The following is a 20,013-nucleotide window of genomic DNA, read 5'->3' on the forward strand; positions in this document are numbered from 1 at the left end:
AAAGCTGTCGCGCCTCTGTAAATTATCCTGGGCGGGCAGTAGAATCGATCCCTTTCGTGACAACCCCCGTGGAGTTGAGTGGCATGGCGGACGTGAAGAAGGTAGTCCTGGCGTATTCCGGTGGCCTGGACACCTCCGTAATTCTGAAGTGGCTGCAGGATACCTATAACTGTGAAGTGGTGACCTTCACTGCCGACCTGGGGCAGGGCGAGGAGGTCGAGCCGGCCCGCGCCAAGGCCAAGCAGATGGGCGTGAAAGAGGTCTTCATCGAGGACCTGCGAGAAGAGTTCGTCCGCGACTTCGTCTTCCCGATGTTCCGTGCCAACACCGTCTACGAAGGCGAGTACCTGCTGGGTACTTCCATCGCCCGTCCGCTGATCGCCAAGCGCCTGATCGAGATCGCCAACGCCACCGGCGCTGACGCCATCTCCCACGGCGCCACCGGCAAGGGCAACGACCAGGTTCGCTTCGAGCTGGGCGCCTACGCGCTGAAGCCGGGCGTGAAGGTGATCGCTCCCTGGCGCGAGTGGGACCTGCTGTCCCGCGAGAAGCTGATGGACTACGCCGAATCCCACAACATCCCGATCGAGCGCCACGGCAAGAAGAAGTCGCCGTACTCCATGGATGCCAACCTGCTGCACATCTCCTATGAAGGCGGCGTGCTGGAAGACACCTGGACCGAGCACGAAGAAGACATGTGGAAGTGGACCGTCTCCCCGGAGAAGGCCCCTGACGCTGCGACCTACATCGAGCTGACCTACCGCAAGGGCGACATCGTCGCCATCGACGGCAAGGACATGACCCCGGCCCAGGTACTGACCGAGCTGAACCGCATCGGCGGCGCCAACGGCATCGGTCGTCTGGACATCGTCGAGAACCGCTACGTCGGCATGAAGTCGCGCGGCTGCTACGAGACCCCCGGCGGCACCATCATGCTCAAGGCGCACCGCGCCATCGAGTCGATCACCCTGGACCGCGAAGTCGCTCACCTGAAGGACGAGCTGATGCCGCGCTACGCCAAGCTGATCTACACCGGCTACTGGTGGAGCCCGGAGCGCGAGATGCTCCAGCAGATGATCGATGCTTCCCAGGAGCACGTGAACGGCGTCGTGCGCCTGAAGCTCTACAAAGGCAACGTCATCGTGGTCGGCCGCAAGTCCGACGACTCGCTGTTCGACGCCAACATCGCGACCTTCGAGGAAGACGGCGGCGCCTACAACCAGGCCGATGCCGCGGGCTTCATCAAGCTCAACGCGCTGCGCATGCGTATCGCCGCGAACAAGGGCCGCAAGCTGTTCTGATAAGCTGGTGACCCCGTGACAAGCGAACCCCGGCCACGAGCCGGGGTTTGCGTTTATAGGCCCCGCATCCGGGGCGCCTGAAGAGGAAGAATCGATGAGACTGCTGCACACCATGCTGCGCGTCGGCGATCTGGACAAATCCATCGCCTTCTACACCGAAGTCCTGGGCATGACCCTGCTGCGCCGCAAGGATTATCCGGACGGCCAGTTCACCCTGGCGTTCGTCGGCTACGGCAGCGAAGACGAGAACAGCGTGATCGAACTGACCTACAACTGGGGCGTGGACCAGTACGAGCTGGGCACCGGCTACGGCCACATCGCCCTGGAAGTGGCGGACGTCTACAAGGCCTGCGAGGACATCCGCTCCCGCGGCGGCAAGATCACCCGCGAGCCGGGCCCGATGAAGCACGGCACCAGCATCCTGGCCTTCGTCGAGGACCCGGACGGCTACAAGATCGAGCTGCTCTCGCCGCAGCGCAAGGACTGATCTTCCGCTCCTTGTGATTCGTCTCTGGAGAAACCCCGCCCTTGAAGGCGGGGTTTTTCTTTATTGGCTGTCATCAGAAAGTCACCGGAGCGGTCATACTCAATCTTGCATCGACGTCGGATGCGTCGATTGCGGAAGCAGTTTTCGCCATTTGCTTGTCAGAGACAGAGGAGCATCGTGCACGGGCCGGACAATCCCCGCTGCACCGCTTCCGATAATGACGACCGATGGACGGCCGCACCGATTTTTCCGGGTGCCCGGCGCTCTGCGTCCGGCAGCCTAAGTCAAGGAATACAGTATGTCCCCAAGACCGGTAAACAATGCCTCGGTCAGCCCCAAGGGCAGCCTCGAAACCCTCTCCCAACGTGAAGTGCACCAGCTCAGCGAAGCGGGCTCGGGCAGCAGCTACAAACTCTTCCGCCAGTGTGCCCTGGCCATCCTCAACACCGGCACGCAGATCGACAACGCCAAGCACATCCTCGACGCCTACCGCGACTTCGAACTGGAAATCCACCAGCAGGACCGTGGCGTGCGCCTGGAGCTGTTCAACGCCCCGGCCGACGCCTTCGTCGACGGCGAGATGATCGCCAGCACCCGCGAGATGCTGTTCAGCGCCCTGCGCGACATCGTCTACACCCAGAACGAACTCAACAGCCGGCGCTTCGACCTGGAGAGCTCGGCCGGCATCACCGACTACGTCTTCCATCTGTTGCGTAACGCCCGCGCGCTGCGCCCTGGCGTTGAGCCGAAGATCGTCGTGTGCTGGGGTGGCCACTCCATCAGCACCAACGAGTACAAGTACACCAAGAAGGTCGGCCACGAACTGGGCCTGCGCAGCCTCGATGTCTGCACCGGCTGCGGGCCGGGCGTGATGAAGGGCCCGATGAAGGGCGCCACCATCGGCCACGCCAAGCAGCGCAACACCGAAGGCCGCTACCTGGGCCTGACGGAGCCTGGGATCATCGCCGCCGAGGCGCCGAACCCCATCGTCAACGAACTGGTGATCCTGCCGGATATCGAGAAACGCCTTGAGGCCTTCGTCCGCGTCGGCCACGGCATCATCGTGTTCCCCGGCGGCGTCGGCACGGCGGAGGAATTCCTCTACCTGCTGGGCATCCTGATGCACCCGGACAACCAGGACATGCCGTTCCCACTGGTGCTCACCGGCCCGCGCAGCGCCGCGGCTTACATCGAGCAGTTGCACGCCTTCGTCGGCGCGACCCTGGGCGAGGCGGCGCAGCAGCGCTACCGCATCATCATCGACGACCCGGCGGAAGTGGCGCGGGAGATGAGCAACGGCCTGAAGCGGGTCAAGCAGTTCCGCCGCGAGCGCAACGACGCCTACCACTTCAACTGGTTGCTGAAGATCGACGAAGGCTTCCAGCGTCCGTTCGAGCCGACCCACGAGAACATGGCGGGCCTGGACCTGGGCTGCGACGTGCCGCCCCACGAGTTGGCGGCGAACCTGCGCCGGGCGTTCTCCGGCATCGTCGCCGGCAACGTGAAGGACCGTGGTATCCGCCTGATCGAGGAGTTCGGCCCGTACGAGATCAACGGCGACGCGGCGATCATGGAGCCGCTGGATGCGTTGCTGCAGGCCTTCGTCGAGCAGCATCGGATGAAGCTGCCGGGCGGCGCGGCGTATGAGCCGTGCTATCGGGTGGTGCAGCGCGCCGGAGTCGCGGTCTAAGCCTCCCCGACTTTGCCGGCGATGCCTTGATCAGGTGTCCTGCGCCGCTTCGGTGTGTGCTGAGAGATTCTGTTTCGCCCACTCGGGCGACCTACTTTGGAAAGACCCAAAGTAGGCAAAGGTCTTGCCCCGACATCCGGTTTTTCGCTTCGCGAAAAATACCCTCGGTTCTTCGGAGTTTCAGGGGCCCGCCGCGAAGGGCCATCCCTGGCCCATCGCGGCTCTCGCGACATCCATGTCGCTCAACCCCTGAAACTCCGATCACCTTCGGCCTCCTGAAAGGGGCATTCCGGAGCGTGCGGATGTTTCTCTGGAAGGCTGCAGGAGCCAAAGCGTGAGTTGGGGTCGTATTCCCGTATGCGCGCATGGCGCGTTCCTGCACAGAGCAAAAAACAAAAAGCCCCGCCAGGATGCGGGGCTTTTTCATACAGGTCTTGCTTTCAGGAGAAGGCTTACAGATCGAAATCGTAATCGGACAGTTGGCGCTGCAGGCGACGCTCTTCCAGGTAATTGTCGATGATGCGGCGCTTGGTCAGGTTGGTCTTGGCGACCTCTGCCGAGGCTTCGGCGCCGTCATCGCTGTCGTCTGTGCTGACATCGTCCTCGAGTTCGAGGTCTTCTTTGTCGTTTGCCATTCGGTGCACTCCACAACACGGGGTGTGTTGGCGCCCCTTATAGCGACAAAGGACCGGGCGGTAAAAAAGATTTTTTCAATGAAGCTGAAGGATTTTTCCCATAACGCTCAATCGTCCGAGGTCTTGTGCTTGTACTCGCACAGGTCTTCGATCCGGCAACTGCCGCACTGAGGCTTGCGCGCCTTGCAAACGTAGCGCCCGTGCAGGATCAGCCAGTGGTGTGCGTCGAGCAGGTATTCCTTGGGTACGAACTTCAGCAGTTTCTTCTCGACTTCCAGCACATTCTTGCCCGGCGCTATCCCCGTGCGGTTGGCGACGCGGAAGATGTGGGTGTCCACCGCCATCGCCGGCTGTCGGAAGGCGGTGTTGAGCACCACGTTGGCGGTCTTGCGGCCGACGCCGGGCAGGGCCTCGAGGTCTTCGCGATTGTCCGGCACCTGGCTGCCGTGCTTCTCGATGAGGATGCGGCAGGTCTCGATGACGTTCTTCGCCTTGCTGTTGTACAGGCCGATGGTCTTGATGTACTCCGACAGCCCCTCCACGCCCAGGGCGTAGATGGCTTCCGGGGTGTTGGCCACCGGGTAGAGCCTGGCCGTGGCCTTGTTCACCCCGACGTCGGTGGCCTGGGCGGAGAGCACCACCGCGATCAGCAGCTCGAAGGGCGTGCTGTAGGCCAGTTCGGTCTCGGGGTTGGGGTTGTCTTCTCGCAGTCGGCGGAAAATCTCCGCGCGCTTGGCGGCGTTCATTCAATCACTCCGGTCACGCGGACGCGTTGGCGCTCGGTCGCGGGTACGTCGCCCGCCTGCGCCTTGGCGCGTTCCGCCAGGCTTTCATCGATACGGTTTTTCAGTGCGATCAGCAGGCCCAGCACCAGGAAGGCGCCGGGCGGCAGGATGGCCAGCAGGAAGCCCTGGTAGTCCGCGAATAGCTGGATCTTCCAGGCAGCCGCCGCCGGACCGAACAGCAGGTTCATGTTGGCCAGCAGGGTGCCGTGGCCGAGCAGTTCGCGCAGCGTGCCCACCACCAGCAGTACCAGGGCGAAGCCGGCGCCCATCATCAGGCCGTCGAAGGCCGAGCGCGCCACGCCGTGACGCGAGGCGAAGGCTTCGGCGCGGCCGAGGATCACGCAGTTGGTGGTGATCAGCGGGATGAAGATGCCGAGAATCTGGTACAGCTCATAGGTCCAGGCCTGCATCAGCAGCTCGATGCAGGTGGTCAGCGCGGCGATGATCAGGACGAAGGCGGGCAGGCGCACGGCTTCGCTCACCGAACCACGGATCAGCGCCACGGCGGCATTGGAGCAGGCCAGCACGAAGATCGTCGCCAGGCCAAGGCCGAGGGCGTTGACCATGGAGTTGCTGGTGCCCAGCAGCGGGCACAGGCCGAGCAGTTGTACCAGGCCCGGGTTGTTCTTCCACAGGCCCTGCAGGGCCAGTTCGCGGTAGCCGGGATCACTCATGGCTCTCTCCTGCGGCCGGTTGCGCGGCGGGCGCGAGCAGTTCGGCCTTGTGCGCGTCGAAGTATTGCAGCGCCTTGTGCGTGGCCTTCACCACCGCGCGCGGGGTGACGGTGGCGCCGGCGAACTGGTCGAACTGGCCGCCGTCCTTCTTCACTCGCCAGCCGGCATCCCCCGGATCGCTCAGCGAGCGACCGTCGAAGCCATGCAGCCAGTCGCTCTTGCCCAGCTCGATCTTGTCGCCCAGCCCCGGGGTTTCCTTGTGCGCCACGACGCGCACGCCGAGCAGCCGGCCTTCGGCGGTGACGCCCACCAGCAGCTGGATGGCGCCGCTGTAGCCGTCCGGCGCGGAGGCCTGGAGGATCACGGCGGTGGCCTGGCCCTGGCGGCGCGCGACGAAAGCGGGCGCGGGCTCGTTGCGGCCGAGCAGCTTGGGATCGAAGGCGTCGACCTGGCTGTCCAGCGGGTGGTTGTCATAGCTGCCCGCCGGCAGCAGTTCCAGCAGGGCGCGGCCGCGTGCTTCGCGCTGGGCGTCGTCGATACGCTGCGCGGTGAACTGGTGGACCAGCGCCACCACGCCCACCGTGACCACGGCGAACAGGCCGAGCACCAGGGCATTCTTGAGCATCGAGCGGTTGGCGTCGGACATGTCAGTCCCCCACCTTGAAGCCGCGCTCGGGCTTCTTGTGCCCGTAGGTGCGCGGGCGTGTGTAGTAATCGATGGTCGGCGCGGCGAGGTTCATCAACAGTACGGCGAAGGCCACACCGTCCGGGTAGCCGCCCCAGGCGCGGATCACGTAGGTGAGCACGCCGACACCGATGCCGAACACCAGCCGGCCACGGTTGCTGGTGGCGCCGGATACCGGGTCGGTGACGATGAAGAAGGCGCCAAGCATGGTCGCGCCGCTGAACAGATGCAGCAGCGGCGAGCCGTGGGAATCCGAGCCGGAACCGTTCCAGAACAGCAGGGCCATGACGAACAGCGCGCCGAGCATGCCCAGCGGCGCGTGCCAGGTGAACAGCTTGCGCCAGAGCAGGAACAGCCCGCCGGCGAGGAAAGCCAGGTTGACCAGCTCGACGCCGCGCCCGCCGATATGGCCGAAGGCGCTGGACTGCGCCACCAGCTCGTCCATGGTCAGGCTGTTGTTGTTGCGCACCGCATCCAGCACGGTGGCGCCGACCCAGGCATCCGGCGCCTGGTTGGGGATGCCGACGATCTGCCGCAGTCCTTCGGCGAAGCCCGGCGCGCTGTCCGGCGACGGCCATTGGCTCATCTGCAGCGGGAAGGACACCAGCACCACCACGTAGCCGACCATCGCCGGGTTGAACGGGTTCTGCCCGAGGCCGCCATACAGGTGCTTGCCGAACACCAGGGCGAACACCGTGGCGATCCCGCTCAACCACCAGGGCGCATAGGGCGGCAGGGCGAGGGCGAGCAGCACGGCGGTGACCAGTGCGCTGCCGTCCTTGAGGAAGAAATCCAGCGGGCGGTTGCGCAGCTTGAGCATCGCCGCCTCGCTGGCCAGCGCGATCAGGCTGCACCAGAGCAGGTTGAACAGCGTGCCGACGCCGTACAGGCCGATCAGCACCAGGGCACCCGGCGTGCAGGCGGCCAGCAGGGTCAGCATGACCTTCTGCGTGCGGTTGCTGCCGGTGGCGTGGGGCGAGGTGATTCGGAGCAGCTTCATCGGGATTCCTCACCGCTGGCATCTGCCACGGCGCGTTCGGCCGCTTGCAGGCGGACGCGGGCAGTGGCCAGGGTGTCTTCGCCGGCGCCTTCGCGTTCGAGTTTCTTCAGGTCGGCGCGGGCGTAGGCCAGTTCGGTCTTGGCGGCGCGCAGGGCGGCGCTGACCGGGCGCTTGTCGGTGCGTACCAGCTCCGGCGGCGCCTTGCCGCTGGCGTCTTCGGCGGCGTGCAGGGCCTGTTCTGCTGCAGCGAGTGTCTGGCGCACCGAGGCCAGTTCCTCCTCGGAGGCGCCGTCGCGCTCGGCCTGGCGCAGGGCGTCGCGTTGGGCCACGTAATCCTGCTTGGCCTGGCGCAAGGCGAGTACGCCGTCGGCGGGTTCGCTGGTTCGCGGGGCCGGTACGGCGGCGGATTGCAGCTCGCTCAGGCGCTGCTCAATGCGTTCGACGTCCTCGCGCAGGGCGGCGAGGGTGGCGCGTTGTTCGTCTGTGGGCGTCTCGCCGAAGGCTTTTTCGGATTTCTTCAGTTGGGCGCGGGCCATGGCGGCATCGATCTTCGCTTTCTTCAACGCCGCTTCGTTATCGGCCGGGGCGGCGGGCGCCGGTGCGGGGCTCGCATCCGCGGCTTCGGCAGTGGCCAGCGCCGCCTTGGCCTGCTCGGCAGCGCTGCGCAGTTCGGCGACCTGGGCGCGCAGTTGTTCGGTGTCGTGGGCGGCCAGTTGCTTCTCGGCCTTCTTCAGGGCGACCTGGGCCATGCTCGCGTCGATCTTCAACCGCTTGAGCTGGTCCGGCGCATTGCCTACGGCCTTTTCGGCCTTCACCCGCTCGATCACCGATTGGGCCGCCGGAGCCGTCGCTTCTACCTTGGCCTCGTTCGCCTGTACCTGTGCGGCGCGCTCCTGGCGGGCCAGGCGCTCGGCAGCGCGCTGTTCTTCCTCGCGGCGTAGACGCTCCTGGCGCTGCTCGAAGCGCAGGCGCGACTGTTCGGCCTTCAGCTGGCGCTGTTGCAGCTCACGGATGTCGGCCTTGACCGCGCGGTAGTACTGCACCAGCGGGATGCTCGACGGACAGACGTAGGCGCAGGCGCCGCACTCGATGCAGTCGAACAGGTTGTGCGCCTGCAACTGCTCGTGCTCCGCACCGAGGGCGAAGTAGTGCAGCTGCTGCGGCAGCAGGCTGGCAGGGCAGACCTGGGCGCAGTCGCCACAACGGATGCAGGGCATGGCCGGTGGTGGCGGTGGCAGTTCCGCGCGGCTGGCCGCCAGCAGGCAGTTGCTGGTCTTGATCAGCGGCACGTCCAGCGACGGCAGGCTGATACCCATCAGCGGGCCGCCGAGGATCAGGCGGTCCAGCTTCGAACGGTCGAGGCCGGCGAAATCCAGCAGCTCGCCCACCGGCGTGCCGAGCATCGCCTCGACGTTGCAGGGGCGCTCCAGGGCCGCGCCGGTCAGGGTGGTAATGCGCGAGATCAGCGGCCGGCCGCGTAGCACGGCGTCGGCCACGGCCACCGCGGTGCCGACGTTCACGCAGAGCATGCCGATGTCCGCCGGCAGGCCGCCGGAGGGGACTTCGCGGCCGGTGAGAATCTGGATCAGCTGGCGTTCGCCGCCGGACGGATACTTGGTCGGGATCGCCCGCAGGGTGACCTTGCGTTCGCCGATGGCGGCCTGCACGGCGGCCAGCGCCTCGGGCTTGTTGTCCTCGATGCCAATCAGCACCTGATCGGGCTGGAGGATGTGCACGAGGATGTCGATGCCTTGCACCAGTTCCGTCGCGCGCTCGCGCATCAACAGGTCGTCGGCGCTGATGTAGGGCTCGCATTCGGCGCCGTTGATGACCAGGGTGTACAGGTCGTCCTGCGGGCGCGTGGCCAGCTTGGCGGCGGTGGGGAAGCCGGCACCACCCAGCCCGGCGATGCCGGCGTGGCGGATGCGCTCCAGCAGTTCGACCGCGGAGAGAGACGCATACTCGGGGCAGGGCGCGAGCTCAGCCCATTCATCCTGGCCGTCGCTGTCGATGACGATGGCCGGCGCCGTCAGCCCGGAGGCGTGCGGGTAAGGCTGTTCGCCCAGCGCGACCACGGTGCCGGAGGTGGGCGCGTGCAGGGCGGCGCTGATGGCGCTGCCCGGCTCGGCGATGCGTTGCCCCTTGAGCACGCGCTGGCCGACGTCCACGCAGGGCCGCGCCGGCTCGCCGATGTGTTGCTGCAGCGGCAGCACCAGCAGGCGTGGCAGCGGCGCTTGCTGGATCGGCGTTGCCGTGGACTGCTGCTTGTTCTCCGGTGGATGGATGCCGCCGGGGAAGCTCCAGACCTGCGCATTCATGCCGCCTGCTCCCGATCGCTGGCGATCAGCCGGGTGTCCGGCAGCGGCCACTTCCAGTCGCTGACGCGCACCGGCAGCTCGTGCATCTCGATGCAGTCCACCGGGCAGGGTTCCAGGCACAGGTCGCAGCCGGTGCATTCGTCGATGATCACCGTGTGCATCAGCTTGGCCGCGCCGACGATGGCGTCCACCGGGCAGGCGCGGATGCACTTGGTGCAGCCGATGCACTCGGCCTCGCGGATGTAGGCCACGCGTGGCGGGGTTTCCCCGGCGGCGTCCAGCGGCTGCGGCTCGACGTCCAGCAGGTCGGCGAGGGCGGCGATGGTGGCGGCGCCACCGGGCGGGCACTTGTTGATCGCGTCGCCCGCCGCGATGGCCTGGGCGTAGGGCTTGCAGCCGGCGTAGCCGCACTGGCCGCACTGGGTCTGCGGCAGCAGGGCGTTGATCTGTTCGGCCACCGGGTCGCCTTCCACCTTCAGGCGCACCGCCGCATAGCCCAGCAGCGCGCCGCTGGCGAGGCAGAGCAGGGCGACGATGGCGACGGCGAGCAGCACCGCGCTCATGGCTTGAGCAACCCGGTGAAGCCCATGAAGGCCAGGGACATCAGCCCGGCGGTGATCATGCCGATGGCGGCGCCCTGGAACGGCCTGGGCACGTCGGCGATGGCGATGCGCTCACGCAGGGCGGCGAACAGCACCAGCACCAGGGAGAAACCCAGCCCCGCGCCGAAGCCCTGCAGGGTGGACTGCAGGAAACCGTATTCGGGCTTGTTGGCGTTGAGCAGCGCCACGCCCAGGACGATGCAGTTGGTGGTGATCAGCGGCAGGAAGATACCCAGCACGCGGTACAGCAGCGGGCTGCTCTTCTTCACCAGCAGTTCGGTGAATTGCACCACCACGGCGATCACCAGGATGAAGCCGATGGTGCGCAGGAATTCCAGGTCCAGCGGCTGCAAAACGTAGCGTTGCAGGATGTAGCTGCACACCGAGGCGAGGGTGAGGACGAAGGTGGTGGCCAGGGACAGGCCGATGGCGGTCTCGATCTTGCGCGACACGCCCATGAACGGGCACAGGCCGAGGAACTGCACCAGCACGAAGTTGTTGACCAGGATGGCGCTGACCAGGATCAGGGCGAGTTCGGTCATCGCCGGGCCCTCCTGGCTGGGCGCGAAGGGAGGCGATTCATGCTCGGATACCGGCGGTAGGCAGGTTGATGGCAGCGAGGGCGCATAGGTCATGTACAAGAAGCGAGGTGGACAATTGTAACTCCCGGAAATCGGTTGCGGGGCCGGGGCCGGCCGGAGGAGTATCTTTGCCCGTGGAATCAATCAGTTCCCTTCATGGAAGTTGCCATGCCCAGAAGCCTGCCCAGGAGTTTCATCGTCCTCTGTCTGCTGTTTTCCAGCGGCCTGGCCACTGCCGCGCCATTCACGACCGCCGACCTGGTCACCTGGCCGCGCGTGGGCGTGGCCGATTTCGCCTGCCTGCTGGAACAGCGCACCGGGCAGGCCGATCCGCAGTTCAGCTGCGCCGCCAGCAAGCAGATGAGCAACTGGGGCGATGCCTGCAATGGCACGGACCTCAGCTATGCCGGCCCGCAGTTGCCGGCCGCGGCGGTGAGGCAGTTGAATCCGCGCATCTCGGAGGTGCAGCTGGACTGGGAGTACGGTCGCCTGCAATCGGTGACCGTCACCTTCGACAAGCTGATGACGGCGGAGGAGGTGGCGGACATCTTCCCGGAGGTGAACCTGGAGGACGCCACCTCGCTGCCGAACCTGAGCAACGCCTCGCTGCAGGACTGCGCCGCGGACAGCTCCTGCCTCTATCTGGAAGGCTTCGAGCACATGGGCGGCGGGGACGTGGACTGCGAGGTCGCTCAATAGGTCATGCAGGCGGCGTTGAGCAGCCCCACGCTGAGCGAAGCGCCGCCGAGCAGCACGCCGTGGGCGAGGGTGTTGCTTGCGATGCCGTCCTTGAGTTCCGGCACCAGGCGCGACAGGCCGAGGAACACCAGCACCTGCACCAGCATGGCGATCACGCCCCAGACCAGCATGTCGATCAGGCTGACGCTGTGGGCGATGGCGCTGGAGAGCGGCAGGGCGAAGCCGAGCAGGGTGCCCACCAGGGCCACCGCGGCGCTGATGTTGCCCTGGCGAATCAGCTGGATTTCCGCGTAGGGCGTCAGGCGCAGGTAGAGGCGGGTGAACAGCCCGAACAGGCCGATGGCCGAGGCGAAGTAGGCGAGGAAGTTGGGCAGGGTCTGCAGCAGGTTCATGGCGGATCCTCAGACGAAATAGTGGGGAACGAAGCGGCTGCTGTCGCGGGTGATGGGGCTGGAGTCCTCACGGATGCCCAGGCCCGCGGCCTGGCCGTCGATCACCCAGCAGCCGAGCACGGCGTAGTTGCCGTCGTGGTTGGCCAGCGGTGCGTAGCCCTGGTAGATGCAGGGTGCGTCGGCGTGGGGGCCGTCGCTTTCCAGTTGCAGGTCGCCGGCGACGATGCGGATGTTCTCGCCCTCGCGCGAATACAGCGGCTTGCGCACATAGGCGCCGGGGATGTCCTGGCGGTAGCTGGCCGGTAGCAGGTTGGGGTGCCTGGGGTTGAGCTTCCAGAGGATCGGCAGCATGGCCTTGCTCGACATCAGCAGCTTCCACGCCGGCTCCAGGAAGCGGATGCCGCTGCGCTCCAGGTGCTCGGCGAAGCTGTCCTGCAGCAGCCATTCCCAGGGGTAGAGCTTGAAGCAGTGGCGGATGTCCTGCTCGTACTGGTCGATGAAGGTGCCGCGCGCGGCGTGGTGGCCGATGAACTCCAGCGGCAGGTAGCGCGTCGGCAAGCCGGCCTGGTGCGCGGTGTCGAGCAGGTAGAGGACGTTGCCGGTGTCTTCCTCGTGGCCGTCGATGGCGGTGAAGTGCAGTGTGCCGTCGGGCGCGATGGCCTTCCAGCGCTCGATCAGCTTCTCGTGCAGCGAGTTGAACTGGTCGGCGGCCGGGTTCATGTCATTCAGCCACTGCCACTGCACCACGCTGGCCTCCAGCAGGCCGGTGGGGGTGTCGGCGTTGTACTCCAGCATCTTCGGCTCGCCCTTGCCATTCCAGGCGAAGTCGAAGCGGCCATAGAGGCTCGGGTCCTGGCGCTGCCAGGAGCGGATGATTTCCTCACGTGCGCCCGGCGGCAGGCGGAAGGGTTCGAAGTGGCCGGTACGGATCACCCACTCGACACATTCCAGGTAGCGCTGGTGCAGGTCCTCGCTGGCGGCCTCCAGCGTCTCGATCTGTTCGAGGCTGAATTCATAGGCCACCGACTCGTCCCAGTAACGGCCGTCGATGCTGTGGAAGGTGAAGCCGACCGCCTCGCAGCGCTCGCGCCAGTCGGCGCGCGGCGTCATGGCCAGGCGGCGCATCAGCCACCCCCGGAGAAGCGGGCACCGGAGTGGCCGAAGCCACCGCGGGTGACCAACTGGCGCGACTGCACCTGGTAGGTCTGCGCGGTCTTCGGGCGCGAGCCTTCCTCGTAGCTCGGTCCGCGATAGCGGCCGGAGCTGCCGCTGTAGCCGCCGGAACCACCGCTGCTGGAGGGCTCGGGTTCGCAGGCGTTGGGCGTAGTGCCCCAGTCCTTCAGGCAGTCTTCGCGGTTGGCGTAGAGGTCGCGGTACACCGGGTTGTGGTGCAGCACGCTGTAGAGCACCCCGCCGGTGAGCAGGGTGGTGAAGACGAGATTGGATTTCTTCATGGTCGGGCGCCCAGGGCGCTGCGGGGAGGCAGCGTCGGCAGGTCCTTGCGCGTGCGTTGAGTCCTTGAGGGGCGAGTCTAGCGATTATCCACCGCAGGCAGAAGTGATGCCTGTCGCACACGAAAACGCCGGCAATCTGCCGGCGTTTTCGTGGAGGCTAGGGTCTTACTTGACGCGCTGACCCGGCTTGGCGCCGCTGTCGGGGCTCAGCAGGTAGATCTCTTCGCCGCCGGGGCCGGCAGCCAGGACCATGCCTTCGGAGATGCCGAACTTCATCTTGCGCGGGGCCAGGTTGGCCACGTACAGGGTCAGGCGGCCTTCGAGCTTGCTCGGGTCCGGGTAGGCGCTCTTGATGCCGGAGAACACGTTGCGCTTCTCGTCGCCGATGTCCAGGGACAGGCGCAGCAGTTTGTCCGCGCCCTCGACGAACTCGCACTTCTCGATCAGCGCGATGCGCAGGTCGACGGCGGCGAAGGCGTCGAAGTTGATCTCCGCGGCCAGTGGGTCTTTCACCAGTTCGCCATTACCGGCGGGCTTGTTGGCGGCGGCGAGGTCTTCCTTGGAGGCTTCGATCATGGCTTCGATTTTCGCGGGCTCGATACGGGTCATAAGCGGGTTGAACGGGTTCAGTTGGTGGTTGGCCAGCAGTTGCTCGTGGTCGGCCCACTTCAGCGGGGCGACGTTGAGGAAGGCTTCGGCGGCTTCGGCCAGCTTCGGCAGCACCGGCTTGAGGAAGATCACCAGCTGGCGGAACAGGTTCACGCCCAGGGCGCAGATGGCCTGGACTTCGTCCTGCTTGCCTTCCTGCTTGTTCAGCGACCAGGGCGCCTTGTCGGCGATCCAGGCGTTGGCCTGGTCGGCCAGGGCCATGATCTCGCGCATGGCGCGGCCGAAGTCACGGGCCTCGTAGGCGGCGGCGATGCTCGGCGCGGCGGTCTTGAAGGACTCGACCAGCTCCGGCGCAGGGCTTGCGTCCACCAGCAGGCCGTTGTTGCCCTTGTGGATGAAGCCGGCGCAACGGCTGGCGATGTTCACGACCTTGCCGACCAGGTCGGAATTGACCTTCTGCACGAAGTCCTCGAGGTTCAGGTCGAGGTCGTCCACGCCACGGCCCAGCTTGGAGGCGTAGTAGTAGCGCAGGTATTCCGGGTCCAGGTGGTCCAGGTAGGTGCGCGCCTTGACGAAGGTGCCGCGCGACTTGGACATCTTCTGGCCGTTGACGGTCAGGTAGCCGTGCACGTTCAGTGCGGTCGGCTTGCGGTAGCCGGCGCCTTCGAGCATGGCCGGCCAGAACAGCGCGTGGAAGTTGACGATGTCCTTGCCGATGAAGTGGTACAGCTCGGCGTCGGAGTCCTTCTTCCAGTAGGAATCGAAGTCCAGTTCCGGACGGCGCGCGCAGAGGTTCTTGAAGCTGGCCATGTAGCCGATCGGCGCGTCCAGCCAGACGTAGAAGTACTTGCCCGGCGCATCGGGGATCTCGAAGCCGAAGTACGGCGCGTCACGGCTGATGTCCCACTCCTGCAGGCCGGAATCCAGCCATTCGGCGATCTTGTTGGCCACCGACTCCTGCAGGGCGCCGCTGCGGGTCCACTGCTTGAGCATGGCGTCGAAGTCGGGGAGCTTGAAGAAGTAGTGCAGCGACTCCTTGAGCACCGGGGTGGCGCCGGAAATCGCGGACTTCGGGTCCTTCAGCTCGGTGGGCGAGTAGGTCGCGCCACAGGCTTCGCAGTTGTCGCCGTACTGGTCGGCGGTGCCGCACTTGGGGCAGGTGCCCTTGATGAAGCGGTCGGCCAGGAACATCTGCTTTTCCGGGTCGAAGTACTGGGTCACCGGACGAGTGGCGATGTGGCCGGCTTCGCGCAGCTTCACATAGATGGCCGACGACAGCTCGCGGTTCTCGTCCGAGTGGGTCGAGTAGTAGTTGTCGAAGTTCACCTGGAAGTCGGCGAAGTCCGCCATGTGCTCGGCGCGCACGGCGTCGATCAGCTGCTCGGAGGTGATGCCTTCGCGCTCGGCGCGCAGCATGATGGCCGAGCCGTGGGCGTCGTCCGCGCACACGTACACCGCCTGGTTGCCACGCATCTTCTGGAAACGCACCCAGATGTCGGTCTGGATGTACTCCAGCATGTGACCCAGGTGGATCGAACCATTGGCGTAGGGCAGGGCGCTGGTGACGAGGATCTTGCGGGCTTCGGACATGATGATCGGCCGTTCCGGTTAAAACGAGGGAATCGGCAACTATATAGGGGCGGGGCGAAATTTTCATCCGTAGGCCGCTTGGGAGTAAGCCCGGGCCGCTCCTGCGACCGATGATCCCGAGCAAGGCTGCGACGAGAGGCGTAAGATACCCGCCCATTCTGCTCAGTCTTTCATCGGGAGTACCCATGGGCGCCGCCAACCGAGCCACGGTAGAAAACCTTCTCCGCCAGATCACCGACCCCCACACCGGCCAGAACCTGATGGACGCCGGCTACCTGCGCGAGCTGGACATTCAGGGCGGGCGCGTCTCGCTGACCCTGGAGCTGGGCTACGCCGCCGGCCTGTTCAGGAACGGCCTGGCGCAGACCGTGCAGATGGCCCTGGAAGCGCTGGATGGCGTCGACTCGGCCCAGGTGAAGGTGGAAACCCATATCGCCGCGCACAAGGCCCAGGCCCAGGTGCCGGGCATGAGCAACGTGAAGAACATCATCGCCGTGGCCTCCGGCAAGGGCGGCGTGGGCAAGTCCACCACCGCCGCCAACCTCGCGCTGGCGCTGGCCCGCGAAGGTGCCAAGGTCGGCATCCTCGATGCGGACATCTACGGCCCCAGCCAGGGCATCATGTTCGGCATCGCCGAGGGCACCCGGCCGAAGATCCGCGACCAGAAGTGGTTCATCCCGCTGGAAGCCCATGGCGTGGAAGTCATGTCCATGGCCTTCCTCACCGACGACAACACCCCGGTGGTCTGGCGCGGCCCGATGGTCTCCGGCGCGCTGATCCAGCTGATCACCCAGACCGCCTGGAACGACCTGGATTATCTGGTCATCGACATGCCGCCGGGCACCGGCGACATCCAGCTGACTCTCGCGCAGAAGGTCCCGGTGGCCGGCTCGGTGATCGTCACCACCCCGCAGGACCTGGCCCTGCTGGATGCCAAGAAGGGCGTGGAGATGTTCCGCAAGGTCAACATCCCGGTGCTGGGCGTGGTGGAGAACATGGCCGTGCACATCTGCTCCAACTGCGGCCATGCCGAGCACCTGTTCGGCGAGGGTGGCGGCGAGAAGCTGGCGGCGCAGTACGGCGTGGAGCTGCTGGCGTCGCTGCCGCTGTCCATGGCCATCCGCATGCAGGCCGACGGCGGCAAGCCCACCGTGATCGCCGACCCGGAAAGCCAGCTGGCGATGATCTACCAGGAAATGGCCCGCTGCGTCGGCGCCCGCATCGCCCTGAGCGAGAAGGCCGCGCCGGCGATGCCGAACATTTCCATCAGCGACGACTGAGCCGCAACAACGCCGCCCGGCGTGCCCCTTTGCCGGGCGGCGCGCCTGTCGGTAAGATTCGCGCTTCTTTTTCCATCCGCCTCACAGGACGCTCGCCATGACCATCAAATCGGACAAGTGGATTCGCCGCATGGCTCTGGAGCACGGCATGATCGAGCCGTTCGTCGAGCGCCAGATTCGCGGTGCCGATGACAGCCGGGTGATCTCCTACGGTGTCTCCAGCTACGGCTACGACGTGCGTTGCGCCGCCGAATTCAAGGTGTTCACCAACATCCATTCGGCCGTGGTCGACCCGAAGAACTTCGACGAGAAGAGCTTCGTGGACATCAACAGCGACGTCTGCATCATCCCGCCGAACTCCTTCGCCCTGGCCCGCACCGTCGAGTACTTCCGCATTCCGCGCGACGTGCTGACCATCTGCCTGGGCAAGAGCACCTACGCGCGCTGCGGCATCATCGTCAACGTGACCCCGCTGGAACCCGAGTGGGAAGGCCACGTGACCCTGGAGTTCTCCAACACCACCAACCTGCCGGCGAAGATCTACGCCCATGAAGGCGTGGCGCAGATGCTGTTCCTGCAGTCGGACGAGGCCTGCGAGGTTTCGTACAAGGATCGCGGCGGCAAGTACCAGGGCCAGACCGGCGTGACTCTGCCGAAGGCCTGATAACTCCGCAGTGCATGAAAAACCGGGCCCTGGCCCGGTTTTTTGTTGCCTGTGATTTGTTCCGCGTAAGCCAATTGGCTTCGACTGGGAGCGCATGCGCCAGGCCCAACAGGGGGAGACCCGTAGGAGCAACTGTCTTCGTCTGGGGGAGTCCGTGCCGATGCATCCCCCTCACCCCAGCCCTCTCCCTCAGGGAGAGGGAGCAGTCCGAGCCGACTGACGCCTAGGTTTCATCCTGCACCGAACGGTCCCCTCTCCCTGAGGGAGAGGGTTAGGGTGAGGGCCAACCCGAGCGCAGATATATCTCGTAGGCGCCTATTTCAGGTTGCCGCTGAGGAACTGCCGCAGCCGCTCGCTCTTCGGCTTGCCCAGCACCTCCTGTGGCGGGCCCTGTTCCTCGACGCGGCCCTGGTGGAGGAACAGCACCTGGCTGGACACCTCGCGGGCGAAGGCCATTTCGTGGGTCACCAGGATCATGGTGCGGCCTTCCTCGGCCAGCGCCTTGATGACCTTGAGCACCTCGCCGACCAGCTCCGGGTCGAGCGCCGAGGTGGGCTCGTCGAACAGCATGATTTCCGGCTCCATCGCCAGCGCGCGGGCGATGGCCACGCGCTGCTGCTGGCCGCCGGAGAGGAAGGCCGGGTACTTGTCGATCACCTGCGCCGGCAGGCCGACCTTGCTCAGGTAGTTGCGTGCGCGGTCCTCGGCTTCCTTGCGCTCCACGCCCAGCACCCGGCGCGGCGCCAGGGTGACGTTCTCCAGCACGGTCAGATGGCTCCACAGGTTGAAGTGCTGGAACACCATCGCCAGGCGCGTGCGGATGCGCTGCAGTTGCGCCTGGTCGGCGACGCGCATGCCGCCGGGACCGGGCAGCATGCGGACTTCCTCGCCGTCGAGGATCATCCGGCCCTCGTCGGGCTGTTCGAGGAAGTTGATGCAGCGCAGGAAGGTGCTTTTGCCCGAGCCGCTGGCGCCGATCATGCTCACCACGTCGCCGGTCCTGGTTTCCAGGGATACGCCCTTGAGCACTTCGTTGTCGCCGTAGCGCTTGTGCAGCGAGTCGATCTTCAGTGTGGTCATGCGGGCCTCAGGAGTGCGGTACGGGGGCTGCGTTGGGCTGGAGGTCAGCCATGGCTGGGACCGAGGAAGGCCAGCCAGCGCCGTTCGGCCAGGCGGAACAGCCCGACCAGGGTGAAGGAGGTCACCAGGTAGAGCATCGCGGCGATGCCGAAGGACTGGAAGGACAGGAAGGTCGCGGCGTTGGCGTCGCGGGCGATCTTCATCAGGTCCGGCACGGTGGCGGTGAAGGCCACGGTGGTGGAGTGCAGCATGAGGATCACTTCGTTGCTGTAGTACGGCAGCGCGCGGCGCAGCGCCGAGGGCATGATCACGTAGCGGTACAGCCGCCAGCCGCTCAGGCCATAGGCGTGGGCGGCCTCGACCTCGCCGTGGGCGATGTTGCGGATGGCGCCGGCGAAGATTTCCGTGGTGTAGGCGCAGGTGTTCAGGGCGAACGCCAGCAGGGTGCAGTTCAGGCCGTTGCGGAAGAAGGCGTCGAGCACCGGCTGCTCGCGCACCGCCGCCAGGCTGTAGATGCCCGTGTAGCAGACCAGCAGCTGGATATACAGCGGCGTGCCGCGGAACACGTAGGTGTAGAACTGCACCGGCCAGCGCACCAGCGGGTTGCGCGAGACGCGGGCGATGGACAGGGGAATGGCGAAGGTGAAGCCGAAGGCGATGGACACCACCAGCAGCCAGAGCGTCATGGCCAGGCCGGTGATGTGGTAGCCGTCGGTCCAGAGGAAGGCTTTGCCGTACTGCTGCAGCAATTCGATCATCGCAGGGCCTCGCGCACGCCGATGGCATAGCGGCGCTCAAGGGCGTTGAGCACGAAATTGGACAGGGTGGTGAAGACCAGGTAGATCAGTGCCGCCACCATCAGAAAGAAGAACAGCCGGTAGCTGCTCTTGCCGGCGTCCTGCGCGGCGCGGACCACGTCGGACAGGCCGATGATGGAGACCAGCGCGGTGGACTTGATCAGCACCATCCAGTTGTTGCCCAGGCCCGGCAGGGCGAAGCGCATCAGTTGCGGGAAGAGCACGAAGCGGAAGCGCTGGGCCCGGCTCAGGCCGAAGGCGCTGGCCGCTTCCAGCTGGCCGCGCGGCACCGCGAGGATGGCGCCGCGGAAGGTTTCGGTGAAGTAGGCGCCGTAGATGAAGCCCAGGGTGATCACGCCGGCGCTGAAGGGATCGATCTCGATGTATTCCCATTCCATGTAGTCGGTGAGATCGGCCAGCCAGGTCTGCAGGCTGTAGAAGATCAGCAGCATCAGTACCAGGTCGGGGACGCCGCGAATGAGCGTGGTGTACAGGATCGCCGGGAAGCGCAGCAGTCTGGAGCCGGAGAGCTTGGCGCTGGCGCCGATCAGGCCGAGCAGGACCGACAGCAGCAGTGAGCAGATCGACAGCTTGACGGTCATCCAGGTGCCATCCAGCAGGATCGCCCCGTAGCCCTTGAGGCTGATGCTTTCGAGGAATGCCTGGAGCATGCGCGCAGCGCTCCCGTGA

21 protein-coding genes are annotated in these 20,013 nt (G+C 65.8%); 6 read left to right on the plus strand and 15 right to left on the minus strand.

Translation table 11 applies throughout. The features are described from left to right. Positions 1 to 83: 83 nt before the first annotated feature. The 3 genes from ACAW63_RS11625 to ppnN all read left to right on the plus strand — a co-directional run bounded on the left by ACAW63_RS11625 (position 84) and on the right by ppnN (position 3,478). The gene (locus ACAW63_RS11625; RefSeq protein WP_275611901.1) at positions 84 to 1,301 is read left to right on the plus strand and encodes an argininosuccinate synthase; all 1,218 of its coding nucleotides are present in this window, start codon (positions 84 to 86) and stop codon (positions 1,299 to 1,301) included. A gap of 94 nt (positions 1,302 to 1,395) precedes the next feature. After that, the gene (gloA, locus tag ACAW63_RS11630; RefSeq protein WP_275610619.1) at positions 1,396 to 1,788 is read left to right on the plus strand and encodes a lactoylglutathione lyase; all 393 of its coding nucleotides are present in this window, start codon (positions 1,396 to 1,398) and stop codon (positions 1,786 to 1,788) included. Positions 1,789 to 2,086: 298 nt separating this feature from the next. Further along, positions 2,087 to 3,478 carry a nucleotide 5'-monophosphate nucleosidase PpnN gene (ppnN, locus tag ACAW63_RS11635; protein ID WP_371233799.1) on the plus strand — a complete coding sequence of 464 codons (1,392 nt, stop codon included), beginning with the start codon at positions 2,087 to 2,089 and terminating at the stop codon, positions 3,476 to 3,478. 452 nt (positions 3,479 to 3,930) lie between these two features. Here the strand turns inward: ppnN and ACAW63_RS11640 are convergent, their stop codons facing one another. From ACAW63_RS11640 to rsxA, 8 genes are all read right to left on the minus strand, one after another. Then, a complete protein-coding gene (locus ACAW63_RS11640; protein WP_081517714.1) occupies positions 3,931 to 4,113 on the minus strand; it encodes a PA3496 family putative envelope integrity protein in 183 nt (60 codons plus the stop codon). A 107-nt stretch (positions 4,114 to 4,220) separates the two neighbouring features. Next, complete coding sequence (gene nth, locus ACAW63_RS11645; RefSeq protein ID WP_275610620.1) at positions 4,221 to 4,859, minus strand: endonuclease III; 639 nt, start codon at positions 4,857 to 4,859, stop codon at positions 4,221 to 4,223. Then, entirely contained in the window at positions 4,856 to 5,572 is a 717-nt protein-coding gene (locus tag ACAW63_RS11650) for an electron transport complex subunit E (RefSeq protein WP_371233801.1), read from the minus strand. Before ACAW63_RS11650 ends, nth begins: the two co-directional genes overlap by 4 nt. Then, positions 5,565 to 6,218: an electron transport complex subunit RsxG gene (gene rsxG / locus ACAW63_RS11655; RefSeq protein WP_371233803.1), complete on the minus strand. Its 654-nt coding sequence runs from the start codon at positions 6,216 to 6,218 to the stop codon at positions 5,565 to 5,567. Before rsxG ends, ACAW63_RS11650 begins: the two co-directional genes overlap by 8 nt. Before the next feature lies 1 nt (position 6,219). Further along, entirely contained in the window at positions 6,220 to 7,257 is a 1,038-nt protein-coding gene (locus tag ACAW63_RS11660) for an RnfABCDGE type electron transport complex subunit D (RefSeq protein ID WP_371233805.1), read from the minus strand. Then, positions 7,254 to 9,575 (minus strand): electron transport complex subunit RsxC, encoded by a 2,322-nt coding sequence (gene rsxC, locus ACAW63_RS11665; protein WP_371233807.1) that lies wholly within the window; start codon positions 9,573 to 9,575, stop codon positions 7,254 to 7,256. The genes ACAW63_RS11660 and rsxC overlap by 4 nt, the downstream gene beginning before the upstream one ends. Then, on the minus strand, positions 9,572 to 10,138 hold the full coding sequence (gene rsxB / locus ACAW63_RS11670) for an electron transport complex subunit RsxB (RefSeq protein ID WP_371233810.1): 567 nt from the start codon (positions 10,136 to 10,138) through the stop codon (positions 9,572 to 9,574). The genes rsxC and rsxB overlap by 4 nt, the downstream gene beginning before the upstream one ends. Continuing rightward, complete coding sequence (gene rsxA / locus ACAW63_RS11675; protein WP_371233812.1) at positions 10,135 to 10,719, minus strand: electron transport complex subunit RsxA; 585 nt, start codon at positions 10,717 to 10,719, stop codon at positions 10,135 to 10,137. The genes rsxB and rsxA overlap by 4 nt, the downstream gene beginning before the upstream one ends. Positions 10,720 to 10,926: 207 nt before the next feature. Between rsxA and ACAW63_RS11680 the strand changes: the two genes are divergently transcribed. After that, positions 10,927 to 11,457 (plus strand): hypothetical protein, encoded by a 531-nt coding sequence (locus tag ACAW63_RS11680; protein WP_371233814.1) that lies wholly within the window; start codon positions 10,927 to 10,929, stop codon positions 11,455 to 11,457. On the opposite strand, the gene ACAW63_RS11685 is transcribed toward ACAW63_RS11680, so the two are convergent. The 4 genes from ACAW63_RS11685 to metG form a co-directional block, all read right to left on the minus strand. Continuing rightward, positions 11,451 to 11,849 (minus strand): DUF350 domain-containing protein, encoded by a 399-nt coding sequence (locus tag ACAW63_RS11685; RefSeq protein WP_371233815.1) that lies wholly within the window; start codon positions 11,847 to 11,849, stop codon positions 11,451 to 11,453. The two genes, ACAW63_RS11680 and ACAW63_RS11685, sit on opposite strands and share 7 nt — an antisense overlap. A 9-nt stretch (positions 11,850 to 11,858) precedes the next feature. Next, a complete protein-coding gene (locus tag ACAW63_RS11690; RefSeq protein WP_371233817.1) occupies positions 11,859 to 12,974 on the minus strand; it encodes a glutathionylspermidine synthase family protein in 1,116 nt (371 codons plus the stop codon). After that, complete coding sequence (locus ACAW63_RS11695) at positions 12,974 to 13,303, minus strand: hypothetical protein (RefSeq protein ID WP_275610629.1); 330 nt, start codon at positions 13,301 to 13,303, stop codon at positions 12,974 to 12,976. The genes ACAW63_RS11690 and ACAW63_RS11695 overlap by 1 nt, the downstream gene beginning before the upstream one ends. A 165-nt stretch (positions 13,304 to 13,468) precedes the next feature. Beyond that, complete coding sequence (gene metG / locus ACAW63_RS11700) at positions 13,469 to 15,502, minus strand: methionine--tRNA ligase (protein WP_371233819.1); 2,034 nt, start codon at positions 15,500 to 15,502, stop codon at positions 13,469 to 13,471. A gap of 185 nt (positions 15,503 to 15,687) precedes the next feature. Here metG and apbC point away from each other — a divergent pair, with 185 nt between their 5' ends. Together apbC and dcd are read left to right on the plus strand one after the other, a co-directional pair. Beyond that, positions 15,688 to 16,782: an iron-sulfur cluster carrier protein ApbC gene (apbC, locus tag ACAW63_RS11705; RefSeq protein ID WP_371233821.1), complete on the plus strand. Its 1,095-nt coding sequence runs from the start codon at positions 15,688 to 15,690 to the stop codon at positions 16,780 to 16,782. A gap of 97 nt (positions 16,783 to 16,879) precedes the next feature. Beyond that, positions 16,880 to 17,446, plus strand: coding sequence for a dCTP deaminase (gene dcd / locus ACAW63_RS11710; RefSeq protein ID WP_153917269.1), 567 nt, complete (start codon positions 16,880 to 16,882; stop codon positions 17,444 to 17,446). A gap of 315 nt (positions 17,447 to 17,761) precedes the next feature. Here dcd and ACAW63_RS11715 read toward each other — a convergent pair whose 3' ends face one another. Genes ACAW63_RS11715 through ACAW63_RS11725 form a run of 3 tightly spaced genes read right to left on the minus strand, consistent with a single transcriptional unit; the run spans position 17,762 to position 19,994 of the window. Continuing rightward, a complete protein-coding gene (locus tag ACAW63_RS11715; protein ID WP_275610632.1) occupies positions 17,762 to 18,526 on the minus strand; it encodes an ABC transporter ATP-binding protein in 765 nt (254 codons plus the stop codon). A 44-nt stretch (positions 18,527 to 18,570) separates the two neighbouring features. Beyond that, the gene (locus ACAW63_RS11720; protein WP_275610633.1) at positions 18,571 to 19,284 is read right to left on the minus strand and encodes an ABC transporter permease; all 714 of its coding nucleotides are present in this window, start codon (positions 19,282 to 19,284) and stop codon (positions 18,571 to 18,573) included. After that, positions 19,281 to 19,994: an ABC transporter permease gene (locus ACAW63_RS11725; RefSeq protein ID WP_371233823.1), complete on the minus strand. Its 714-nt coding sequence runs from the start codon at positions 19,992 to 19,994 to the stop codon at positions 19,281 to 19,283. The genes ACAW63_RS11720 and ACAW63_RS11725 overlap by 4 nt, the downstream gene beginning before the upstream one ends. Positions 19,995 to 20,013 lie beyond the last annotated feature (19 nt).

This window comes from Pseudomonas sp. QE6, assembly GCF_041379005.1.
Taxonomy (GTDB): domain Bacteria; phylum Pseudomonadota; class Gammaproteobacteria; order Pseudomonadales; family Pseudomonadaceae; genus Pseudomonas.

Coding starts and splice junctions, on each gene's coding strand:
- ACAW63_RS11625 (WP_275611901.1), top strand. CDS start 84: ATGGCGGACGTGAAGAAGGTAGTCCTGGCGTATTCCGGTGGCCTGGAC.
- gloA (WP_275610619.1), top strand. CDS start 1,396: ATGAGACTGCTGCACACCATGCTGCGCGTCGGCGATCTGGACAAATCC.
- ppnN (WP_371233799.1), top strand. CDS start 2,087: ATGTCCCCAAGACCGGTAAACAATGCCTCGGTCAGCCCCAAGGGCAGC.
- ACAW63_RS11640 (WP_081517714.1), bottom strand. CDS start 4,113: ATGGCAAACGACAAAGAAGACCTCGAACTCGAGGACGATGTCAGCACA.
- nth (WP_275610620.1), bottom strand. CDS start 4,859: ATGAACGCCGCCAAGCGCGCGGAGATTTTCCGCCGACTGCGAGAAGAC.
- ACAW63_RS11650 (WP_371233801.1), bottom strand. CDS start 5,572: ATGAGTGATCCCGGCTACCGCGAACTGGCCCTGCAGGGCCTGTGGAAG.
- rsxG (WP_371233803.1), bottom strand. CDS start 6,218: ATGTCCGACGCCAACCGCTCGATGCTCAAGAATGCCCTGGTGCTCGGC.
- ACAW63_RS11660 (WP_371233805.1), bottom strand. CDS start 7,257: ATGAAGCTGCTCCGAATCACCTCGCCCCACGCCACCGGCAGCAACCGC.
- rsxC (WP_371233807.1), bottom strand. CDS start 9,575: ATGAATGCGCAGGTCTGGAGCTTCCCCGGCGGCATCCATCCACCGGAG.
- rsxB (WP_371233810.1), bottom strand. CDS start 10,138: ATGAGCGCGGTGCTGCTCGCCGTCGCCATCGTCGCCCTGCTCTGCCTC.
- rsxA (WP_371233812.1), bottom strand. CDS start 10,719: ATGACCGAACTCGCCCTGATCCTGGTCAGCGCCATCCTGGTCAACAAC.
- ACAW63_RS11680 (WP_371233814.1), top strand. CDS start 10,927: ATGCCCAGAAGCCTGCCCAGGAGTTTCATCGTCCTCTGTCTGCTGTTT.
- ACAW63_RS11685 (WP_371233815.1), bottom strand. CDS start 11,849: ATGAACCTGCTGCAGACCCTGCCCAACTTCCTCGCCTACTTCGCCTCG.
- ACAW63_RS11690 (WP_371233817.1), bottom strand. CDS start 12,974: ATGCGCCGCCTGGCCATGACGCCGCGCGCCGACTGGCGCGAGCGCTGC.
- ACAW63_RS11695 (WP_275610629.1), bottom strand. CDS start 13,303: ATGAAGAAATCCAATCTCGTCTTCACCACCCTGCTCACCGGCGGGGTG.
- metG (WP_371233819.1), bottom strand. CDS start 15,502: ATGTCCGAAGCCCGCAAGATCCTCGTCACCAGCGCCCTGCCCTACGCC.
- apbC (WP_371233821.1), top strand. CDS start 15,688: ATGGGCGCCGCCAACCGAGCCACGGTAGAAAACCTTCTCCGCCAGATC.
- dcd (WP_153917269.1), top strand. CDS start 16,880: ATGACCATCAAATCGGACAAGTGGATTCGCCGCATGGCTCTGGAGCAC.
- ACAW63_RS11715 (WP_275610632.1), bottom strand. CDS start 18,526: ATGACCACACTGAAGATCGACTCGCTGCACAAGCGCTACGGCGACAAC.
- ACAW63_RS11720 (WP_275610633.1), bottom strand. CDS start 19,284: ATGATCGAATTGCTGCAGCAGTACGGCAAAGCCTTCCTCTGGACCGAC.
- ACAW63_RS11725 (WP_371233823.1), bottom strand. CDS start 19,994: ATGCTCCAGGCATTCCTCGAAAGCATCAGCCTCAAGGGCTACGGGGCG.